17 protein-coding genes, 1 tRNA gene and 2 pseudogenes are annotated in these 22,145 nt (G+C 43.5%); 11 read left to right on the top strand and 9 right to left on the bottom strand.

Annotated elements, in window-relative coordinates:
* Together A3766_RS17200 and A3766_RS17205 are read right to left on the bottom strand one after the other, a co-directional pair.
* On the bottom strand, positions 1 to 333 hold a 333-nt coding region (locus A3766_RS17200; protein ID WP_068642579.1), incomplete at its 3' end, for a YchJ family protein.
* Positions 333 to 1,514: a cation:proton antiporter gene (locus A3766_RS17205; protein ID WP_068513710.1), complete on the bottom strand. Its 1,182-nt coding sequence runs from the start codon at positions 1,512 to 1,514 to the stop codon at positions 333 to 335. The genes A3766_RS17205 and A3766_RS17200, both read right to left, overlap by 1 nt.
* 229 nt (positions 1,515 to 1,743) lie before the next feature.
* Between A3766_RS17205 and A3766_RS17210 the strand changes: the two genes are divergently transcribed.
* Together A3766_RS17210 and A3766_RS17215 are read left to right on the top strand one after the other, a co-directional pair.
* A complete protein-coding gene (locus tag A3766_RS17210) occupies positions 1,744 to 3,789 on the top strand; it encodes an AarF/UbiB family protein (RefSeq protein ID WP_068513706.1) in 2,046 nt (681 codons plus the stop codon).
* Positions 3,790 to 3,797: 8 nt separating this feature from the next.
* Complete coding sequence (locus A3766_RS17215) at positions 3,798 to 4,553, top strand: pseudouridine synthase (protein WP_197476044.1); 756 nt, start codon at positions 3,798 to 3,800, stop codon at positions 4,551 to 4,553.
* A 4-nt stretch (positions 4,554 to 4,557) separates the two neighbouring features.
* On the opposite strand, the gene ggt is transcribed toward A3766_RS17215, so the two are convergent.
* The 5 genes and pseudogenes from ggt to A3766_RS17240 all read right to left on the bottom strand — a co-directional run bounded on the left by ggt (position 4,558) and on the right by A3766_RS17240 (position 12,300).
* Positions 4,558 to 6,348: a gamma-glutamyltransferase gene (ggt, locus tag A3766_RS17220; protein WP_068513703.1), complete on the bottom strand. Its 1,791-nt coding sequence runs from the start codon at positions 6,346 to 6,348 to the stop codon at positions 4,558 to 4,560.
* A 52-nt stretch (positions 6,349 to 6,400) separates the two neighbouring features.
* On the bottom strand, positions 6,401 to 7,786 hold the full coding sequence (locus A3766_RS17225) for a putative bifunctional diguanylate cyclase/phosphodiesterase (protein WP_369808635.1): 1,386 nt from the start codon (positions 7,784 to 7,786) through the stop codon (positions 6,401 to 6,403).
* Between the two features lie 42 nt (positions 7,787 to 7,828).
* Positions 7,829 to 9,406 (bottom strand): annotated as a pseudogene (locus tag A3766_RS17230) (transporter substrate-binding domain-containing protein); the annotation flags it as partial.
* A gap of 147 nt (positions 9,407 to 9,553) precedes the next feature.
* Positions 9,554 to 10,810: pseudogene (locus A3766_RS17235) on the bottom strand (ABC transporter substrate-binding protein).
* A 125-nt stretch (positions 10,811 to 10,935) separates the two neighbouring features.
* The gene (locus A3766_RS17240; RefSeq protein ID WP_082880551.1) at positions 10,936 to 12,300 is read right to left on the bottom strand and encodes a CHAD domain-containing protein; all 1,365 of its coding nucleotides are present in this window, start codon (positions 12,298 to 12,300) and stop codon (positions 10,936 to 10,938) included.
* 174 nt (positions 12,301 to 12,474) lie between these two features.
* Between A3766_RS17240 and A3766_RS17245 the strand changes: the two genes are divergently transcribed.
* Entirely contained in the window at positions 12,475 to 13,218 is a 744-nt protein-coding gene (locus tag A3766_RS17245; protein ID WP_068642583.1) for a type 1 glutamine amidotransferase, read from the top strand.
* A gap of 1 nt (position 13,219) precedes the next feature.
* On the opposite strand, the gene A3766_RS17250 is transcribed toward A3766_RS17245, so the two are convergent.
* Positions 13,220 to 13,307 (bottom strand) — tRNA-Ser (locus tag A3766_RS17250).
* A 143-nt stretch (positions 13,308 to 13,450) separates the two neighbouring features.
* Here A3766_RS17250 and A3766_RS17255 point away from each other — a divergent pair.
* Positions 13,451 to 13,906, top strand: coding sequence for an isoprenylcysteine carboxylmethyltransferase family protein (locus A3766_RS17255; RefSeq protein WP_156490420.1), 456 nt, complete (start codon positions 13,451 to 13,453; stop codon positions 13,904 to 13,906).
* Between the two features lie 45 nt (positions 13,907 to 13,951).
* Here the strand turns inward: A3766_RS17255 and A3766_RS17260 are convergent, their stop codons facing one another.
* Positions 13,952 to 14,578, bottom strand: coding sequence for a hypothetical protein (locus tag A3766_RS17260; RefSeq protein ID WP_068513687.1), 627 nt, complete (start codon positions 14,576 to 14,578; stop codon positions 13,952 to 13,954).
* Between the two features lie 399 nt (positions 14,579 to 14,977).
* On the opposite strand from A3766_RS17260, the gene A3766_RS17265 reads away from it, so the two are divergent.
* The 7 genes from A3766_RS17265 (at position 14,978) to A3766_RS17295 (ending at position 21,934) form a co-directional block, all read left to right on the top strand.
* Positions 14,978 to 15,667: a DUF58 domain-containing protein gene (locus A3766_RS17265; RefSeq protein ID WP_231882913.1), complete on the top strand. Its 690-nt coding sequence runs from the start codon at positions 14,978 to 14,980 to the stop codon at positions 15,665 to 15,667.
* A 30-nt stretch (positions 15,668 to 15,697) separates the two neighbouring features.
* The gene (locus A3766_RS17270; RefSeq protein ID WP_068642585.1) at positions 15,698 to 17,722 is read left to right on the top strand and encodes a transglutaminaseTgpA domain-containing protein; all 2,025 of its coding nucleotides are present in this window, start codon (positions 15,698 to 15,700) and stop codon (positions 17,720 to 17,722) included.
* Positions 17,723 to 17,780: 58 nt separating this feature from the next.
* Entirely contained in the window at positions 17,781 to 18,794 is a 1,014-nt protein-coding gene (locus A3766_RS17275; RefSeq protein ID WP_068513678.1) for a DNA polymerase III subunit delta', read from the top strand.
* A 162-nt stretch (positions 18,795 to 18,956) separates the two neighbouring features.
* Complete coding sequence (locus A3766_RS17280) at positions 18,957 to 19,307, top strand: PilZ domain-containing protein (protein ID WP_068513675.1); 351 nt, start codon at positions 18,957 to 18,959, stop codon at positions 19,305 to 19,307.
* A gap of 114 nt (positions 19,308 to 19,421) precedes the next feature.
* Positions 19,422 to 20,192: a TatD family hydrolase gene (locus A3766_RS17285; RefSeq protein ID WP_068508560.1), complete on the top strand. Its 771-nt coding sequence runs from the start codon at positions 19,422 to 19,424 to the stop codon at positions 20,190 to 20,192.
* A gap of 25 nt (positions 20,193 to 20,217) precedes the next feature.
* Positions 20,218 to 21,090 (top strand): alpha/beta fold hydrolase, encoded by an 873-nt coding sequence (locus A3766_RS17290; protein ID WP_068513671.1) that lies wholly within the window; start codon positions 20,218 to 20,220, stop codon positions 21,088 to 21,090.
* Positions 21,071 to 21,934 (top strand): DUF4892 domain-containing protein, encoded by an 864-nt coding sequence (locus tag A3766_RS17295; protein ID WP_068553128.1) that lies wholly within the window; start codon positions 21,071 to 21,073, stop codon positions 21,932 to 21,934. Before A3766_RS17290 ends, A3766_RS17295 begins: the two co-directional genes overlap by 20 nt.
* The last annotated feature ends 211 nt before the right edge of the window (positions 21,935 to 22,145 follow it).

Here is a 22,145-nt window from a genome sequence, read left to right on the forward strand (position 1 = left end):
ATGGCTATTCTCTACAATTCGCTGAGCCTTGCCCGACACTTTATAACGTGCAACGAAAGACACTTGGCCTTCCTTATCATCCTCTAGACCTGCTACTGTATCTTTAATTTTCAAACCAAGCCACTTACTTTGTGAATCGAAATCAAGGTTGCTTGGGCGGGTGTCCGGGTGCCAGCTTGTTAGAAGGTAGTCTTCATTCTCAAGTACAAAGGCACTGTAGCGAGAGCGCATTAGCTGCTCGGCTCTTAGTGCTTTAGCTATGTCAGCATGAATAAGAGCACAGCAATCGTCATACGTCAGGGAAGACCCACAGGGGCAAGGAGCTTTGGGCATTAATCTCGTCTTAATTTGTCGCTAATAGCGATCGGATTGGGGAAGTTAAAGATAACAATATATGAGTTAAAGATGAAAGTCAGTATTGCTGTGGCCTGGATAAGGTGGGAGGCCTCGGTCCCTATCAAAGCCGATGCGGTTGCCAGGTAGGCAATCAGTAACGAAAACTCACTAATTTGGCCTAATCGAAAACCAGCTTCCCAGGCAATGTCATTGGGTTCTTTGCTGCGCGTAAGCAACCAACGGAATATCACTGGCTTGATAACAATAATCAGCCCAGCCAGTAGTAGTGAGGGGAGAATAACGTCTGCCAGTAAGCCTAAGTTGAATGAAGCGCCCAGCGAAAAGAAAAACAGAACTAAAAAGAAGTCACGAAGCGGTTTTAAATGCTCGGCTATATATTGGGCGATTGGGCTAGTCGCGATGCTGATGCCTGCGATAAAAGCGCCGATTTCAGAAGATAACCCAATGTAATGTGCGAGTTCTGCAACACCCAGGCACCAACCAATTGTCAGCAAGAATATATACTCATGAAAACGGTCAAACTTGGATATCAATTTAAGGATGACATGCTTTACGGTAGCGAATACGACAAAGATAAGTAATGGCAAAGTTAGCATTGTTTTAACGAAGCTAAAGATACTGTTGCTGTCCGGATCTGCTGAAGTACCGCTGCCTCCTAATATGAGCAACACGACAATTGCCACCAAATCCTGTAGCAGTAGCATACCCACAACAAGTTCCCCGACATGGCGGTGATGCAAGACGGTTGTAGGGAGAAGCTTTATGCCTATAATCGTACTAGAAAACATCATCGCACAGCCGATAATCACGGACTCTTGAGAGCTGTAGCCAAAGCCTTTTCCAATCATAAACCCGGTAAAGGCGAAGGCTAGGGAACTGACAATAGCGACCAGGGTGGCTTTTCGCAACATGTGCATCAAGCTCTTTGGTTGCATATCGAGCCCTAATAAAAACAGCAAAAAGATAATTCCGATCTCTGCTATTTCTGACAGCAGGTGCGCATCGCTCACATAGTGCAAGCCATAAGGGCCTATTAAGGCACCTAAGGCAATATAGGCGACAATAATAGGCTGACGAGTATATAAAACAATTGAAGCAAGGATCGCGGCCCCAGAAAAGATAAGGAAGAAGGAATTGACAATCGAGAGATGTTCCATAGTACTTTGGGGCTCAGTGGGTCTTAAAACAATGTAATTTACTTGAAAGCTTATCTGCCTCTTAAGCAGTATAGCAACGATTTACGGCTATTAGCTTTGAAGCAATAATTTAACTCTCTGTCACAATGCTTTTTGTGTTGACAAATGACTGCAGGAAAGTCGCCATTATGGTAATCTTGTGCTCATCAATCTGTCATTCTGCTTAAGAAAGCACGGTGCTCTGTTTATAATGTCGAAGCCAAAAATGCCCAAAGAGAAAAAACGCTTTCTGGATATTCCATCTATCAAGGACAGTACCTTTTCCGTATTTAAAGGGGCTGGCGACTTGGCGACGAGTAGTGTCGCGTTGCCAAAAGCCTTTGTGCCGATTGTGAAACTCTTGATGACAGAGCGCATGATCACTCAAGATGAATTAGCCGACGAACTCGATCTTTTATTCGAGCAGTTATATCTTCACCCGGTTTCATCTCACTCTAGGTCATTGACGGAGTACCTTCGAAAGTATCGTATTATCCCCAATGAAGAGTCGACAGAAAATCTTATTGGTTATGTCGTTAAGCAGGCGGTTCTGCGCAGCCCAGTCGATATTCCTGAAGTTGTTGTTGATGAGTTTTGGAGCTTCTTTCAAGAATTGATAGAATCGCCAGAGCTTAAAGGCGTTGTCGAGCTGAATCTGGATATTGTCCGTTCAGTCTTGCGTACATATGAGCCTTTGCTTCTGGATATCGTTAACAGCATTAAGCATATCCGAAAGATAAATCAGAAAACCTTGTCTGAAATAGTATTAAAGCTCCAGGTTTTGCGTGGCGACATACATATCCTTAAGCGACAGATAAAAGCTATTCGCTACATAAAACCCTTCCTGCAAACAGACCCAAAAGACTTTAAACAACAGGCAGAAATTGTTGCCAAAATGGTACGTGAGTTCGGCCCTTTGTTTATCAAAATGGCGCAGGTCGCCGCTGCAAACTCAGACTTCCTGCCTGAAGAAATCTCTAAAGAGTTAAAAGTATTCCAGGAAGATGTCGACCCGATGACGGCATCCGAGGTCTATCAAGCCTTTAATGAGGAGTTTGGTCAGAAGCCAGAATCCCGATATTTTGGTTTTGATGTCAATAACCCGATTAAATCCGGCTCAATTGGCTCAGTATTTGTTGCTAAGAAACCAATGCAGCATGGGGATGAAGAGGTTCTAGTCCCGGTCGTCGTAAAGGTGGCACGTCATAACCTAGAGCGTGAGTTTGCTATGGGTTCTCTGGCCATCGAGCTGATGCTTATCAGTAGTCAGTACTGGGCACCTCATAGTAAGTTGAGGCCGTTTTTGGCGGCAATGTCAGAACAGATAAAGGAATTTACCAAAGGCTTTGAGCAAGAGCTCGATTTTAAACATGAAGCAGAAATTCAAGACCGTTTCTATCAGCGGGCCCTGGCATCGCCAGTATGGTATGTACCGGGTTTATACGGTGCTACTGGACGCATCATTGAAATGGAATTCCTTCAGGATGCCATGGCGATAAACCAGGCGATAGATCGTTACCGTGGTAAGCGAAAGAAAAAGTTTCAGAGAAAACTTGCCGACAATTTCCTATACACCATGCTTGAACATCTTCTGATACACCAGGAGTTTCACGGAGATCTTCACCCTGGAAATGTGATGGTAGATCTCGATGCCAGGTTGTTCCTTATTGATTGGGGAAATGCCGTCGATATGCGTGGTAAGTGGGGAATGGTAGGTCGTTACCTGGCGTCGGTATTGAGTGGCGATGTTGATATGCTGACGATGACTCTTATTCAAATGAGTAAGGGCCAAAAAGGAAACCTGGAACGCTATGACGAGATTAAAACAGCGCTTGAAGAAACATTGATTAAAAAGAACGTTACCCCATTGGGTAGAGACTTTATGTTTCGCCTTTATGAAGAGGGGCAGGAAGGCTTGCGCCAGCGTTTACAGACTGCCTTGCATTTAATGTCTAATACCTATCAGCTTGATATGACCATTAAGAGCGATTATCTACACTTATCTAGATCTTTGTTTGCTATGGTCGGCACCTACAATAATCTTTATAAAGATATCTCTGGCTGGACAATGGCGAAAGATCTTGTTGCGGATGTAGCGATGTTTCCGCTTCGTTTTACTTATCACCGCATTGTTAGGCCGAATATTCTATCTGAGCCTGAAGATTCACCCTATGCTACGAATCATTTTGCTGCCCAAGAGCAATTAAAATCAAAAACTGCCCCTGTCGCGCCAATGTCTTTACTAGAAATTCAGTAGGCCGGCTGGTGAGTTCAGAAACTGATGAAAGCTTAATAACGCTATTTGAAGATGCTAATCTTCTTGCCGTTCATAAGCCAGCTGGTATCCCTTTTCACTGTGATGACCTACTTCAAGGGATTGTGCAAAAGGTTAGGCTTCAGTTCGAATCTGAGCAGCTTTTCCCTGTTCATCGCTTAGATAAAATGACTTCTGGATTGATGGTTTTCGCAAAGACTCAGGCCTCGAACAAAGCAATAAGTGAAATGCTCCAGAATAAAACCATCGAAAAGTACTATCTGGCACTGAGTACTAAGAAACCAGGTAAAAAGCAGGGGGCGGTTGCCGGTGATATGGTTAAAGGGCGTCGTGGTAGTTATTTGCTTCGTCGAGAAAAAACTAATCCTGCTGTGACTCGTTTTTTCGCCAAGGCGCTCGACCCGATGTTGAATAAAGATACTGAACTGAGCACGAAAGAAGGCTATTGGCTATTTGCATTAAAGCCAGAAACCGGTAAAACTCATCAGCTTCGTGTAGCCTTAAAGTCACTAGCGAGCCCAATTTTAGGTGACGAGCGCTATAGTGGTATGAAGGCTGATAGAGGCTATCTGCATGCTTATAAGATGTGCTTTGATTTGTTCGGACAGCGCTATGATATCACCGATGAGAACTTTCGAGGTGAAGCTTTTAGCCTCACAAGTTTAAGCGAAAGCAATGATTTTAGACTGCCTCAGAAGCTAAATTGGCCCAAGGCTGCTTTCAAGTTAGACAACAAGCAAACATAAGTATTTATTTTCCTAAGACAAGCCCTTCGCGACGCTTGTCTGCGCCGCCAAGCAAGCCTTGTTCAGTAAAGATCACCCCATGCAAGCCTGAGTTTAAATCTTTCACTTTTGTTTGGTAGCCCATGCCTTCAAAGACGTCTTTTAGTTTCTCTGCCGAGCTGTTTGCTTCGATATCCATCACACCAAAGCGATTAACTATATGCGCCTGATCAAAGGCTTCTTGTGGCGTCTTTTCCCAATCCAAAATTGCAATTAAGCTGTTGGCGACATAGTTAATAATGCGTGAACCGCCGGGTGAACCCAGAGCGACATAGGGCTGTTTGAGGCCATTGGTATCTTTTTTAAAGACGATGGTGGGTGCCATCGATGAACGCGGACGCTTACCTGGTTCAACACGGTTAGCAACGAGTTTTCCTTTATGGTGAGCCCTAAAGGAAAAGTCAGTGAGTTCGTTATTTAAAAGGAAGCCATTCACCATTAGTCTGGAACCAAAACCATTTTCTATGGTACTGGTCATCGAAACTATATTTTTATCTTTATCAACGATCACAAAATGGCTGGTTGAGGGGACTTCGATTGACTTACCTGCCTGATAGGCGGCATAAAATTTTGCATCGGGAACTCCCGGCGATACACCTTGCAGGGCTGTTCCTGGCGTAATTAGCTTTGATCTACTTCTAAGGTAGTGCTTGTTGAGCATGGCTTTTGGCCAGTCTACAAATGCCGGGTCCGCAATATATTGCCCTCGATCAGCAAACGCTAGGCGGCTGGCATCGGCGATAAGCTGCCATGTTTCTGCAGAGTTTGAGCTTCTTTGTGACAGCCCGAAAGGCTCTAGGATGCCGAGTATTTGCGCAATGCTAGTCGCACCAGAGCTTGGTGGCCCCATTCCGCAAACTTCGTAAGTCTTGTAAGGAGAGCACACCGCTTGCCGTTCAATCACTTTATAGTCTGAGAAATCTTTCTGGGATAGAAAGCCTGGGTTGCTCGCTTGCTTTACTTTATCAACGATTGTTTGGCTAATATCGCTATTATAGAAGTAATCACCACCATGTTTTGCTAGAGCGACCAAGGTGTTTTTGTAAGCAGGGTTCTTAAGTTGCTGTCCTGCTTGTATCGCACGTCCATCAGGAAAGAAATATTGGTATGCGCTATCATCACTGCTCAAATATTTTTCATCTCTTTTTACTGCGTTCGCTAACCGTGGGCCTACATTAAAACCATTTCCGGCAAGTTGTATCGCAGGGCTGAGTAGAGATAGCCACTTCTTCTTACCATATTTCTTGTGGACCTCAGCTAAAAGTTTAACCGTCCCGGGTGTGCCTACTGATCGACCACCTACTACCGCGTCGAAAAAAGCCATTGGCTGAGCGTCTTCTTTTAAGAAAAGTTCTGAGTGAGCGTCTAAGGGAGCAGTCTCACGCCCGTCAAAGGTAGTGAGCTTGTTATTTTGTGAGTCATAGTAGACCAGGAATGCGCCACCGCCTAAACCGGAGGATTGCGGTTCAACCAGACCAAGTACCGTTTGTACGGTGACCATAGCATCGATGGCATTACCGCCTTGCTCTAATACCTTATAGGCTGCTTTACTTGCTTCCGGGTGTGCACTGACAACCATAAACTCTTTTGCATAGCGCGATTTTATAAGGTCAGAAGCGGGGCGTATTGTTTGGGTTTTGAGTTGTTTATTATCTGCTTGGCCTTGCTCTGGAGCGAATAGGTCACTTACTTGCTGACAGTGAAGCAAAGGAGAATAGAAAGATAGTGTTGTTATGAAGGTGAGTAGCGACTTCATTTAGCGATATCCTCTTACTTAGGTTCTTATTCTGGAGCGGCTTAACAGTGCGTTACTTGTGCTTGAGCAGGGTAGACAACTTTTCGGCTTTTTCATAGAGCCAGCCTTGTATTGAATCGCAGCCACACTCTAGCAAGAAGTCGCTTTGTTCCTGGCTCTCGACACCTTCGGCAACTACTTTCATATCCAAACCGTGCGCCATTAGGATAATAGCAGAGACGAGTTTGCAGTCAGATTCGTAAAAAGGAAGTTCGTTAATAAACTCTCTATCGATTTTTAAGGTGTTAAAGCTGAATTTTCGGAGGCTGCTTAAAGATGAATATCCTTGGCCGAAATCATCCATTGCGAGTTTCATACCTAGCTCAGTTATTTTATTAAGTATGAAGTCCGTATTGCTCTGGCTGGACATCAGAACGCCTTCTGTAATCTCAATTTCTACCGAACTATAGTCAATGCCCGAGGAGGATACCGTGTCGCTCAAGACATCTATAAGACTTGGTGAGTTAAATTGAACCGGAGAAATGTTTATCAACATTGTGCAGCGTGCATTGTAATGAGCTTTAAGCTCGACCAGCGCAGCTAAAGACTGCTGAATTACGAACTCACCAATCGGAATGATCATGCCGTTTCTCTCGGCTACTGGGATAAATTCGGCAGGGGATACTTGGCCAAGATGCTCGCTGTGCCAGCGTAATAATGCTTCAAAGCCTATTACTTGTTTACTTTGTGCGTCGATCTTTGCTTGGTAGACCAAGTACATTTCGTTCTTGTCCAAGGCAGCGCGAAGTGCTTGCTCTAACTCAATTTGACGCGATACTTTCTCTTTTCGCTCTTTAGTGTAAAAAGCATAGGAACCGTTAGAGAATTCTTTTGCTACGTGAGTTGCTGAATCGGCATTCTTAAGTAATTCATCAGATGTGTCGCCGTCAAAAGGAAAAATTGAGATCCCGATGCTCGCCGAAAGAGTGTATAAACCCGCATCTATTTGAAAGGCTGCCCGAAACTGCTCCAATACGGAGCTGGTTGTTGAAGCTAGGTCGGACACATCATTAAAGTGACTGATGATAATCAGGAATTGATCACCACTGAGGCGGCCCAGTGTGTCACCCTCTGTTAGTGTTGTGCCAAGCCGCTCAGCAACTTGTTTCAGAACTTGATCCCCGGCACTGTGCCCGTAGGAGTCATTAATCTTCTTAAATTCATCGATGTCTATCGAAAGCATGGCTACTTTCGAGTTGTTCTGTTTGGCTTCGTTAATGCGTTCTCGTAAACGGTCTTCGATCAGGAAACGGTTTGGAAGGTCGGTTAGCTGGTCATAATGCGCTGAACGAAGTATCTGTGAAGTTTGCTGTCTTACTTTACGCTTTAGCATCATGTTCCAAAGCGCACCGATAATGATGATGACAAAAAGAGCAGCACTTATCCGAAGAACGATCATTAGGCTCTGATTGTTGTCGACTTTTATGCTTGTCCATTTTTGGCGGATAGCCTCTTCTTCTTCCACCGTAATACTGTCCAGACCTTTTTCAATAATAGAAACCAACTCGGGCCAGTCATTTCGTATAGCGAAGTGTAGACTCTGTTTTTCTTTTGAAACGGGGGCGGCTACTTTTAGGTTGTTAAGGTTGAGTTTTCGTATCCAATAAGAAGTTGAGGCGACATTTCCGACAAATGCATCGACTTNGCCACCTGACAATGCGAGCAAGGCTTCATTCAGGGTTTTGTATGTATGGGGCTGGATATTCGACTGCTCAGTGACAAAGCCATAGTGCGATGAATTTGCCTGAACAGCGACTTTATGAGTGCTGAGTCAGATAAGCCAGAAATAAAGGGAAAATCTGACTGAGTGACAATGACACGATGGAAGCTCAGGTAAGGGCGGGTATAATTAAAAAAATTTCTTACGCTCTTCAGTCATACCCACAGCCGGCATAACATCCAATTGTTTATTTTTTGCTTTCTCGGTCACTTCTGCCCAGCTTAGGTCAGGAATGACTTCCAAATTTAAATTTAAGCGCCGATTTAACAAGCTAATATAGTCCGAGGCCAGACCCTTGTATTGGCCATCTTCAAAAAACTCAAAAGGAGCGAACTCCGGGTCTACACCCAATTTAATAGTTGGATGAGCATCTGCCCAAGCACGTTCATCAGGACTTAGACGAACTTGCCTGTTGGCTTGTAAATAATCGATCGGAAGCCATTTAGAGCGAAGCGCTTGAAGCTGATCTTCGGGAATGCTGCGCAGAGCCTTGGTTAGAATTGAAGATAAAAGCGGCCAGTCTTTTCTTACTGCAATCGACTCAGGCGAGCCATTACTGTCGTATATTGCTGCATATTTTAAGTTTGAGATCAGATACTTGGTGCGATAATAATGCCCAGCACCAATAAATGAGACGGCTGCATCGGCATCACCGACAGACACGGCATTGAGCGCATCAAGCATCGTATCAACCTTCAAGGGTTGAATCGTAGGGAACTCTTTAGTAATTCGTTTAGCGTATTGGTAGTCAGAAACCAGAGCAACTTTTTTATATTTCAGGTCAAATTTGCTATCAATCTCTGTGTTGTCGTCACGAGTGATAATAACTAATGACTTTCGAATATATGGGTCAGAGAACTTGAACCAGGTATTGCGTTCATCACGCTCTACCATTGTTGCCACAATATCTACTTTATGTTGCTTGGCATCTTCGTATAGCTCTTTCCATTGCGTTTTTGCATAGGGCGAAAACTCGACCCCCAGTTTTTTTGAAATAATACCGAACAACTCTGGCGAAAAACCATCGATAGATTTGTCATTGTCCAAAAAACTGTAGGGAGGGAAGTAACCATCATATGCTATTGATACAACGGGATGTAGTGCTAACCACTCTTGTTCTTCCAGGCTTAAGTTGATTGAGCTATCGGGCGTCGCGTGGCTATATAGCGGGGCTAAAATAAAACCTAATATAAGCAGCTGCAAACACTGAGTGAGTGAAGAAAAAGACGTAATCCTAGGGAAAAGAGTAGCTGCTATTACTGATTTTTTAGGGGGGTGACCATGCTGCTTGTTGCTCATAGACGTCCGGATTGTTCTGTAGAGAGTTAGGGCTTATGTATACCTAGTTTTAAACCAAATAATACAAGCACTTAACAGTGATTCCCAAACGCTAGTAAAATGTAGGCAAAGCGCTCCTTGTTTTGAGCGCCTTCCCCGGCCTATGAGCTAATTCAGAATAGATGATTTGTTTGCTTTAAATCGGTCATTCTTCCATTGGCGCTGGGTTCTTGCGGCTTTTTCGCCACTCATACTTGTTAGAATCTCGAAGTAATCTGACTGGTATTTATCTTTTAAAATATCTTCTTTAGTCTTACCTTTCACAGCATAGACTGTCTGAATATTTTGTTGGTCAAAAGCTCGCCATTCCTGCTCATCTTTTAACAAAGAATATTTATGGCCTTCCAGAGCTTTTCTAACCTTGGCTGTTTCAAAGCTGCCTGCGCGTTCTACGGCGTCTTTGTATTGATATAAAATTGAATATGCCGAAGCTGCGGAAGAAGAAGGGTAGGCGTCATAGCGTTTGCTAAAGGTTTCAACGAATTTTTTGCCTGTTTCATAATTGTATTGTTCTGGTATATTCCATGCCCAGGGTAAAGCACCAACAACGCCCTCCATTGCTTCAGGTCCAGCACTTTTGGCCATGCCTAAGGTCAGGTTAGGTACGACGATAGACATTTTTTTCTTAAGCCCCATGGCGGTGACCATTTTTAAGGCTTTTGCCATATCATCGCCAAATAAAACCAACACTAATACATCGGGTACTTCTTCTTTCGCTGCGTCTAAGGCCGCCTTGAAGTCCTGCTTTGTCGCACCAGGGAAGGGGACAAGTGCGCGCTGGTGTGCTTTTTTGTCTTTGGTTTTGCTGAACTTGCGAATTGAGTTTTCAGTCGACCAGCCTCAGGTATAGTCTGCAGTGATGTAGAATAACTCTTTACCTTTGAAGTTTTTCTTTAGGTATTTTGAAAGCACTTTAGCGCCCATCCAGGCGTTATAACTTTCCCTGAACATGTGGGTATGACCGTCTTTCCCCGTCGTGGCATTTGAGTAGGTTAGCGTGCCAAAGTATAAAGTGTCACGCGCTTTTGCAGCGTAGCCACCTGAAATAGAGACAGCGCTAGAGGAACCGCCAAAAATCATTTTTGCGCCCTGGTCATCGATCATGTGGACGACGTTTGTGGTAGATATTGCGGCTTTTGACTGAGTGTCTTTTTTAAGAAGCTTTATGGGTTTTCCTAGTATCCCGCCATTATTATTAATTTCTTCAACTGCCATATCGGCAGCACGTTCTTGGGCGAGTCCTTGTACTTGGTAAGGGCCTGAAGCGGGATAGTTAAGGCCTATAATGACTTCATTTGCACTTAAACTACTGGCATGTGAGATTAGTGTTAACAAGGATAGGCAGAAAAGCTTACGTAAAAGCATATAAAACTCATAAAATAGTGGATTAACAGGAATTTAGTTTAGTCCATACAACGTAAAGTCGCAGGGAATTTTGATGAGAAATTGTTTTATATCTATTGCTATACAAAAACTGATCCGCCAATAGTTTAGAGATGAGGCTCTCGCTTACAAATTACTTCTTTTTGATCAGTCTTTTGTTGTTGCAGGTGCTTCAATAGTTTTTTGGCAGAAGTCTTCACTTGTTTATTTTCATTCTTAGTCTGTAGCTCAATATACCTACCTAACATTTCACACTGTACGCATAAGTCCTGGAAACGCCCAAAGAGCGCTTGGTGGGCTTTGTAAGATTGTTTGGCTGAGTTTGTTTTGGAGCCAGTAAGCTCAGAGAGGTAGCGGCTTTTCTTAATTAGCTTACGGATATGGTGAAGGTCGTCATCTTGATTGCTTGAGGTTAAATTATCCATAAGTCGACTGATATTGTCTGATAGCTCAATTTGTTTGTCAGTAAGCTTGTCATCATTAGTTTTTCCACACAGCTGTTCAAATTCACTAGATCTAAGAAACTGCTTCCATTGTTTGTTGTCTCGAAGAAAACGTTCACTATTGGCGAATTCACAGAATGCTAACAGCTTCTCGTGACGTATTTTTTCGAGGTCTTGGTATAGTTGAGAAAGCCCCTCACCGTATGTGCCTTGCTCTTCACCAGAAATGACTGAAAGGTAGTTTAGAAATACGTCTAAATCTCTCAGCTCGCCAGTGAGCATTGCGTGCTGTTTTAAGTTCCGTAGGTGCTGATCAAGCGTTTTGTCTTTTGTTAAGGTGTAAATCATGCTAGCAATTGACCGGGTTTTTCTTAGACAAACTCTGTATTGATGAACAAATTCGGAATCTATATCTGCAAGACAGCCAGGCAATAAGCCCAAGGACATTTTGTGTAGTTTGAGTAAATTAGACCGGATTTGTGTTTGATCGCTTTCGGCGTCATGAGCTGCTTTGTTTACTTTACACATATATTCTTCATAGCTCGCCGACGTGGGCGTAATCAAGCGTCGTACTTTAGCCTGAAGAGGAGACAAAGCGGCCCAGCTTGGCGTATCAAGTTCTAAATGAACATAGCTGCAGGTAGGAAAACGTTTTATGGGTGTTTTTAATAGAAACTCGAGAAGTTCCTCAAAAGCGGGGTTATGGCCAACGATCAATACTTCATTTTCATCATCGCCGAGCTTATGCAGCCATTTTAGTAATTTCTTCCTGCTAAACGTGTATAGATCTTTGTCAGTTTTGACTTCAGTGAATGAGTTAGCGCATGTAAGGGTTGCCTGAATAGTTTGCCGTGCACGTTCTGCATTGCTGGAGTAGATGTTTGCTTGTAATGCGCCGTCAGCTTCAAGAATAGGAGACATGATAGCTATCTGACGTAATCCTCGCTTGTTCAGTGGTCTGTCTAAATCCGAAAGAGAAGGCTTAGAGCAACTGGACTTAGCGTGGCGTAAGAGATACAAGTGCTTCATCAGAAAGCCTCTAGAAATATCAAAAATGTTAGTGAGAAAAGTTCTTCCTCAATAATAAACCTTTTAGATGACAGTTAGTTTGCAAGGTTTTGATTGTATTTGCTAATTCTTACAGTTGTTCGTTGTTTTTGCTAAAGTGGTGTATGTCAAAAAACATGGATTAAGAAAGTACCTATGCCCAGCAAAGAACGATCAGACCTTAAAATATTATTATTACAAATCAGGGAAACCGAGCAAGTTAAGCAGGAAGAATTAGAAAGCTTTGCTCGATACAGTAAGCTTGATGTCACCCAATTTGATGTATTAAACGTTTTCGATCAGCCAGACTTTGCGAGTGATGTAGCGCAGGGCTACGATGCACTATTTGTAGGTGGAGCCAGTGAGGCAAATGTCTTGGAGCCTGAAACATATACTTTCGTGCCTAACGCTGAACGCTTGCTTTTACAGTGTGTCGAAGATGAAACCCCTGTATTTGCATCTTGTTTTGGTTTTCAGTTAGCTGCCCAAGCATTGGGACGTGAAATTATTGATGACAAAGAAAATTACGAGATGGGCACTATCCCAATATCTCTCACCGAACATGCTGCTTCAGATCAGGTCTTTCGTGGCATCAGAAATGACTTTCTCGCAGTATCGGTCCATCAGCAAAAAGCGATTTCGGCACCCGAAGGCTGCATAGAATTAGCCTATACCGATATTTGCTGCCATGCCTTTAGAGTTGCGAACAAACCATTCTGGGCATTCCAGTTCCATCCTGAAGTTGATCGAGATATTTTGATTGACAGGCTGACCTACTACAAAGAAAAATATACAGATGATGATGGGCATTTAACAGAGGTATTAGAAAGCGCCCAAGAAACACCTGAATCTAACCATTTGATAGGGTTGTTTGTTGATAGGGTGTTGTTAGGGAGCTAATTGGCGGAGAGGGAGGGATTCGAACCCTCGATACCTTGCGGTATACACACTTTCCAGGCGTGCTCCTTCGGCCACTCGGACACCTCTCCGTTTTGAACTTTCTAGCTTCGCAAATGGTGTAAACCCTGTTACGCTCCCAGAAAGGTGCGCTACTCTAAACTAGCATTTTAATCATTGCAATAGTTGAGCCCGTTAGTAGCTAATAAAAGTTAACTTATAGGTATATGTTCTCGTGAATATTCGGATTCCTCCACCACTTCAAACACTGATTGCAGCAGGTATTATGTATGGGCTGGATACTTTGATTTCAGTGAGTCTATATCGGTTTGGGCTCTTGGCTGGTATTGTTATGGCTGTCTTGGGGCTTGCGTCTGTGTTTTTCTTAATGCCAGCGGTATTTAGCTTCTGGAAAAATAAAACAACCGTTAACCCTATTAAACCTGAAAATGCGACCACGCTTGTGGTTGATGGAGTTTATAAGTACTCGAGAAATCCAATGTATGTGGGTATGGCAGCGCAGTTGCTTGCTTGGGCTGTGTATTTGGCAAACCCTTTTAACTTCTTAGTGTTTGCATTGTACGTCTATGTCATGACGGCAATTCAAATAAAGCCCGAAGAGCGTGCTTTGGTAAAGATCTTTGGGGCGAGTTACAGGGAGTATTGCGAACAAGTGAGAAGGTGGGTTTAGCAGTCTATTAGGTTAGAAAAAAATAGACTGCTATATGAGCTTTTACTAATTTTGATCAGGGATATTAATGGTTAGGTCAAATCCGCCGCCAACGCGCGGGGTAATTTGAAGCGGACCTTCATCAATACCGTGAGGAAGTTCAATTTTGTCAATTTGAGGAAGGTTGCCAATTGAAAAGGTAAGTTGATTGTCCTGTCTACTTAGCCCAAGATCGTTGGCACCGTCGCCACCAATATAGACAAAGTCGAAATCACCCTCGGGTACCGCGTAGCGTGTATCGTTCATGACTTCTTCCATTGTGCGAGTGTTAACCTCGTCGTAGGTTGGGATCACAACGTCAATAGGCGCGATGGTTGCTGAAGCAATCGCTGCATTTCGTAGCATTTCTTCACTGAGTAGGACAGAGCTGGCAGTGCCATCGACGTGGTTCTGTTGGTGCCCTAGCTTATCCATATCCTGGTCTACATTTTCAACCGGGGCAATTGTCAGGCTGGAGTAAGTTTTTTGAGTTGTCTCAATTTCCTGCTTTTTAGGCGTGACAATAATTGTCGAGTCCTTGATATAGGTTTCGGTTAACTCTGAACTGCTAAGAGATTTAACTTCTGCGCCAGCCATTAGTGGCAGTAGTAATAAAGGTGACGCTTTTAGGATGATGCTAGAGCTAGTGTTCATATTCGGTGCCTGCGATATTATACGATCAGCAGAATAACAGGTGAAAAAGTGAGCAACCTGTCAGCTATACTGTAATTATTTAGGCTGAGATCCGCTAATGCAAGGTTTATAGTCTATGTTTCTGTTAAGAAAAGTAATTATGCGGGATGTGTCTAGTTGAAGTTGCCCTTAGCTGAAAGAGTTGGTGAGATGATTGCGTCACGCAGTAAGCGAAGTGACTACTTTCGATTATCCCAAAAAAATATATATATTTTCCCGTCGCGTGCGGGTTTTGCTTATCTGTTACTTTTGTTGTTGATGCTGATAACGGCAATTAATTATCAGAATAGCCTTATTTACCTATTTACATTCTTCTTAGGTGCGATTTTCTTTTTCTCTATCTGGATGTGTTTTTTGAATATGTCCGGGCTTGAAATTAGTAGTGCTAAAGAAGAGGGTGTATTTGAGGGGGAGCGCGGCTACTTTTACGTGAAATACAGAAAAGAGCAGGGAGTGGCATTTGGTCTTAAAGTGGGCTTTGATGCAGGACAAATGAGTGCCGTCCCTCCGGTAACGAATAATCTTAATGAATATCCGGTTCAAGGTGGACTTAAAAACCGGGGATACCATACCTTAAAAAGATTGCGTTTGGAGTCGTGCTTTCCCTTTGGGCTGGTTCGAGCCTGGACATGGCTGAAACTGGATGCCTCGCTACTCGTTTACCCAAAACCTGTAGAAGGGAGTCCTACAAAAGCAGAGAATAGCGCTGAAAAAGGTTTGAGGAGCGATCAAAGGTCCGATGACTATAATTCGCTTCGTGCTTATCAAGCGGGCGATTCTATGCAGCGTATTAACTGGAAAAAATATGCAAGCTCTGAATTGCTAGTGGTTAAAGATAATGACTTAACTGCTTCAGATGCAAGCCGTGTACGTTGGCAAGATTATGAACCCTACGGAAAAGAGCAACGCTTACAGTTTATGTGTGAGAAAATAACTCGGCTGTACAAGGCTAAGCAAGCTTTTGGTCTTGAGTTACCGGTGATAGTGATTGAACCTGATTCAAGTGAGGCGCACTATTATGCCTGCCTTAAACAGCTAGCCTTATATTAATTTGCACGTGATCATATTAGTGGCTTGATAATGCAGAAAGACTTAAGAGAAGGTGATGACAAAGCAGTGATCAGCGGACAGAGCAACGTATTTGCGGTCCGTGCGCAGCCGGTTGGCGCCTTGCTATTAGTTATCATCTTACAGCTGATATCACACAGTGATCATCTTCCCATATGGCTAATCGTTTTTACGTTATTCATCTGTGTCTATCGTTTTATAGCTTATAAGCGAAATAGCCCGCCGGTAAGCACATTTGTCAAAACATGCTTAACGCTTGCTTCTTGCGCGGTGTTTGTCGCGCACTATAAAACCAACTTTTCTGTTGAAATGGCTGGCGCCTTTTTGTTTCTGACAGCTGTGTTGAAGTTTCTAGAGATCAAGGCTGACAAAGAGTTGTTTACAAGTATTTTTACGATGCTGTATTTAAGTTGTGTCTCGTTTCTATTTAGTCAGGGTGTATTTCATACGCTGTTGCAGTTGCTACTGATAGCTGTTTGCTTTTACGTGTTGCTATCCCAGAATATAGGCGTTGAATTTTCTTTAGGGAAGCGTGGTATTGCGACTTTGGGTAAAATGCTTTTCAAGCTCATGGCCGTGTCTATACCGCTTGTCATAGTGCTGTTTTTATTCTTTCCACGTATAGCTCCGCTGTGGCATATGCCTTTCAAAACTCAGCAAGGAAAGACAGGTATTAGCAATGTTATGTCTCCTGGCGATATTGCCTCACTTACCAAGTCTTCCGAAGTGGCTTTTAGAGCAGATTTCAGTGGTGTTGTCCCCGCCAAGTCAAACCTTTATTGGCGAGGTTTAGTACTCGACGAGTTTGACGGCAGAGAGTGGCGGCAAAGTATTGAGTATTATCCGGTCAGTCGCTATAAAATTGACCCAGGCCAACTTTATTCTCATGACGGCGCTACTTACCGGGTGATGCTAGAACCGCATCAAAATCGTTGGGCTTTTGCTCTCGATGATGGGCAGCCCTTAAGTAGTAACTTACTGAAAGGTGAGATGGGCCTTTTTAGCCTAAAAAACGATGCCATTCAGGCGACGCGATACAAGTTGAGTTATCAAGAGAGTCTTGGGATAGCGGTTGGCTCATTACCCTTTTTATCCGAGCTTAAGGGGGTGGATCGAATCAGAACGCCCGTTGTACAAGATTTGCAGCGACCAGGTGCATCTAGCAACCCTCGAACACAGCAATATATCGCGCAGATGAAGGCGCGATACCCTGAACCTGAAGCACTCTTTCGAGCCCTAATGGAAAACTTCGCCAAGCAGAATTTTTATTACACCCTTAAACCCGAGACGACTGGTGAGCACTTCGTCGATGAGTTTATGTTTGATACAAAAACGGGGTTCTGCGCGCATTATGCAGGGAGCCTCGCTTACATGTTACGGCTTGCAAATATTCCTGCTCGCGTAGTGATCGGGTATCAAGGTGGAGAGTTGCGCGATAATGGAAAATATATGGTTGTCCATCAATACGATGCGCATGCTTGGGTTGAAGTGTACATAGTTGGTAAAGGTTGGTTTAGGGCTGACCCTACCTCGATGGTTGCACCAGAAAGAATATTGGATGGTGGGGCTGATGCCTTTCGCGAGAAAGAAGGCTTTCTTGAAGACTCACCACTTTCATCAGTTGGGCAGCAATTAGCGCTTGTTAAGTGGGTGGGGCAATATGTTGATAAAATGAGTTATGGCTGGCAAAAGTGGGTAGTGAATTACAATCAGGGAGAGCACAAAAAGTTTGTCAGTTCGGTATTAGGGGAGTACAGCCTTTTAAGTGTCGCCAGTTTATTTGCGTATGTGCTTGTCGCTATTTTTATTTTATTTACCATCTATTTGTGGGGCCAAAAGTATGCCTTCAAATATACCTGGGCAGAGAAAAAATATATGATGTGCTGCTACGTATTAGCTCGAACTGGCTATAGCAGAACGCTGGGTGAAACGCCCAGGCAATATTTATTACGTATTCATTCTATCGCACCGCAATACCTCTATCGTATTTTAGAGCGAGTGACGAGTGACTTAGAGCGAAAGCAATATCAGTCTTGATGTCATCAAGGTAAAATTGGTCTTTGGTGTTGGCTAAAACGGTTAAAGGAATCAGGTAATGTCATTTTTTCCTTGGCAGGCGGCTCAGTGGGAGCGTGTGCTCAAGCAGGTAAGAGAAAATAAAGTTCCACACGCATTCTTGTTAAATGGTGTTGAGGGAATCGGTAAGCTACAGTTTGCGGAGAGTCTAGCAGCGTATCTTTTGTGTGAAAGTACGTCTGAGGGAAAGCTTGAGCAAGCTTGCGGCACTTGTAAACAGTGTCGTCTTGTCGAATCTGAAACTCACCCCGACTATAAGCATATTGGTCCCGAAGAAGGGAGCTCTATTCTTAAAGTCGATGCGATTAGAAATATGGTTGAGTTTTTCGCGCAATCGAGCATGCAGGGGGGGCGAAAGCTCGCAGTGTTATCTCCTGCAGAATCACTTAATCATAATGCGGCGAATGCGCTATTGAAAACCCTTGAAGAACCGAGTGGCGATTCCGTTATTATCTTAGTATCACATAGCTCGGGGCAGTTACTTCCAACGATTCGTTCTCGTTGTCAGGTGATTGACTTTTCGTTACCTGAAACGTCTGCAGCGAAGCAGTGGCTAGAAGCGGCGCTGAACAAAGACGAGCTTAGCTTGTCTGGAGCTGAGTTAGACTCGGTTTTAGCGCTGGCGGCCCAAGCCCCGCTAAGAGCTTTGGAGTACGTTAAAACGGGCGCGCTTGAAGAAAATCAACGTATGCTAGAAGAAATGGCTAGCTTTCTTCGTAAAGATGTTTTGGCCCTTGTTTTGGCTGAAAGGTGGAGCGATGATTTGTCGATTCTACGTGTAGAGTGGATGATTCAATGGTTGGAGCTCGTTTTAAAGGTCAAGTTGGCCAGCTTTTCCACTGAAGGACTTGCGGCGGCAAAAATGATCGACCATTTGGCTAAGGTTTCGACCGAGGCTCAGTTACTTGATTTATACAAAAGTGCCTTGGATCAACTGCGTTTGTTGCTCGGTACAAGCAATCCTAACAAGCAGCTGGTGTTTGAGTTTTTATTGAACCAATGGGCTGGCTTAATGGCTAAAAGAACGGTTTAATAAAGATCTCAAAAGTGTGAAGCAATTTTCAATTGCTTGCCTATACTGAAGATATATCACCTTAATACTACTCGAAACTGTTCGGGTTACAGTGGGTGCAACGACCAATTAGTGCTTTGTATTCAAGTGTTTGTACGGGCGCGTTATTGTTAAGAGAATTGTATGTCAGCAGGATTTGGGGCGCGTAGTGGTATCCTTACCCTAACAATCAAGGATAAAGCTGTTTTATATGCCGCCTATATGCCGTTCATTAAAAACGGCGGACTATTTATACCTACCGCAAAAAACTATCATCTTGGCGATGAGGTGTTTTTGCTGTTAAATCTAATGGAAGAACCTGAAAAAATCCCGGTAGCTGGGAAGGTTATCTGGGTGACTCCTAAGGGTGCTCAGGGTAATCGAGCAGCGGGCATCGGTGTTCAGTTTAACGAAGAAGATGCTACTGCCAAAAACAAGATTGAAACCTACCTGGCAGGCTCTTTAAGCTCAGATCGTCCTACACATAGTATGTAATAATAGGGGGGTGCCCCAATTTCTTGATACGATTCTTCAAGTGAGTCGCATAGATACGCATTTTTAGTTAGTATGTGCGGCTTTATCGTTGTAACAAGAGCGCGCTTGATTTTCATGTTTATTGACTCCCACTGCCACCTTGATCGTCTGAAATTAGCTCCATATGAAGGCGACTTGTCGCTTGCAATTTCAGCTGCCAAAGAAAACCTTGTAGACAAATTGCTTTGTGTCGCAATTGACCTGGAGCATATTGAAGAAGTGCTTCAGATTGCAGCTAAATTTCCCGATGTCTATGCTTCGGTTGGCGTGCACCCAGGTAGTACCGATTGTGAAGAGCCCACTATTGAACGCCTATTATCGCTTGCTGAGCGTGAAAAAGTCATTGCGATTGGAGAGTCGGGGCTGGATTACTATTATGGCCTGGAGCATAAAGATCTTCAGCTGGAAAGATTCAAGCGTCATTTAATTGCCAGTAAAGAATGTCGAAAACCAATTATTGTTCATACTAGAGATGCGAAGGAAGATACGCTAAACCTCATTGGCCAATACTCAGCCCCTGATGTCGCGGGAGTGCTGCATTGTTTTACTGAAGATTGGGATATGGCCTCCAGAGCGATGGATCATAACTTTTATATCTCATTCTCAGGTATTGTTACGTTTAAGAATGCTGTAGAGCTAAAGGATGTTGCTAAGCGAGTCCCATTAGAGCGCATGCTGATAGAGACGGACTCTCCTTATCTCGCGCCGGTTCCGTATCGTGGCAAGCCAAATGAGCCTAAGTATGTACCTGAGGTTGCCAAATATATTGCACAGTTAAAGGGCTGCAGCGTAGAAGAGGTTGCTGAGGTCACAAGTGAGAACTTTAAGAAACTGTTTAGACTCTAGCGAATTATCATAAAGGTTGAATGGAATGGAGTTAGGCCCTTTTAGTATTCAAACCGATAAATTGCGTTTGTCGGGTTATAAAAATAGTGTACGTCATGGTGTGCCGGTTATCGCACTGCATGGATGGCTCGACAATGCGGCTTCGTTTCTACCCCTATGCAACTACCTAAATCTAGATCGTCCCTTCTATGCAGTCGAAATGGCTGGGCATGGTTGGAGCGAGCATAGGCCAAGTTCGTCGTCTTATCATTTAGTCGATAATGTGGTGGATATTGCCGTGTTTATAGATTCTGTGCTCGAACAGATTGATGATGCGGGCGAGAAAGTTACCTTGATTGGTCATTCGTTAGGTGGGATTGTGTGTTCGTTTTTAGCTGCATCAATGCCAGAAAAGGTTGATAAACTAATTCTATTAGATAGTTTAGGGCCTCTAACAGACGAAATAGAAAATGTATTGCCACAGCTTAAAAAAGCGGTAGCAAAGGCTGCTCAGACGCGAGAGAGTAAAAAGACCATTTACCCAACTAAAGAAATGGCTATTCGCGTTCGAATGATGGGGATTGGAAAAGTATCAAAAGAAGCAGCGCAGCTGTTAATTGAGCGAGGTACAGAGGAGGTAGAAGGTGGTTATATTTGGCGCTCAGACCCGAAATTACTAGCCCCTTCTATGGTACGGTTTTCTGAAAAACAAGTTGAAGTTGTGTTAAATGGTATCGAATGTCCGGTCTTTGTTTTATGTGGTAAACAAGGGTATTTCTCGGATGCTCAGAGGACTCAAAAACGGGTATCTTATTTTAAGGATGTTACGCGCTTTGACCTAGAAGGTGGGCATCACTTCCACATGGATGGTGATGTTGCAGCAACAGCGGAGTTAATTGATGAAATTATCGATAAGTAAAAAGAGTCTGGTTTTCACTTTATTGCTATCTTTTTTCTTGGTACAGGATGTGCTGAGTTCAGGCTTGGAAAATTATAAGGCTGTCTCTTTAGAGGGCAGTGTTGAAAGCTTAGCTTCTGAACAGATGATCGTTTTGAGCGCGCCGAAGCGCATCAGTAATACCTTGAGTATCGAGAAGCAAGAGTTTGTTGCAGGTGATGTCGAGTCACGTTTATATCGGCTCAAAAGTGGTGTTGAGCTAAGTCAGGCTTTTGATTATTACCTGGAGTCTGCAGCAGTAAAAGGCGAAATCTTATTCCAGTGTAAAAAACGCGCTTGTGGCAGCAGTAATTACTGGGCGAACAAAATTTTTGATGAGCATAAGCTGTATGGCCGTGATAGTGATCAATACTATGTTGCAAGCAGGGCACTCAGTAAGGGGAAAGAAGTCTGGTCGGCCGTCTATTTTGTGCAGAATGGCCTTAGGCAGCGTTTCATATATGAGCTGACTGTGACCAAAAGCTCGGCTGCTGATGGGGATTATGCGGAGCCAGTTGGTGTCTGGCTTAACGGGTCTTCCATGGGCGAGGGTGATGTTACGAAAAACCAAGCGGAGGCAATAGCCCGGTATATTGAGTCGGTAGAAGCCTCTGAGCTATATTTGGTTGTCTATGCAGATCAAGAACTGAAGCCAACCAAAGTGCTTTGGGATCAGTTGCGTACAAAAGGTGAGGTTCAGGTAGCAGTGTTAAGTAAATCCCTAGGGCAAGCCAAATTACCTATCACGCTTCGAGTACTTGGGCCATTGCATGGAGAGCCTTCGTTTGAAAAGCTTCCTGTTTGGTTCAGGTTGTATGCGTATTGATCGTTAATTGTTCAGTATTCGTTGTGCATTTTTATGAAACTTAAACTTAACAAATCTAAACACAAAGATTTGTTGATAATTCTGCTTGTTTAAACAATACTTTATTGGATATTGCAGAATTTTTTCCAATAAAAGCAATAAAATGTGGCGGTTTCTTAATCTACAGTGTTTAAAAAATCCTCTTTACCTGTATACCTTGTTTTATGGGCTA

It is taken from the genome of Oleiphilus sp. HI0132 (assembly GCF_001635845.1).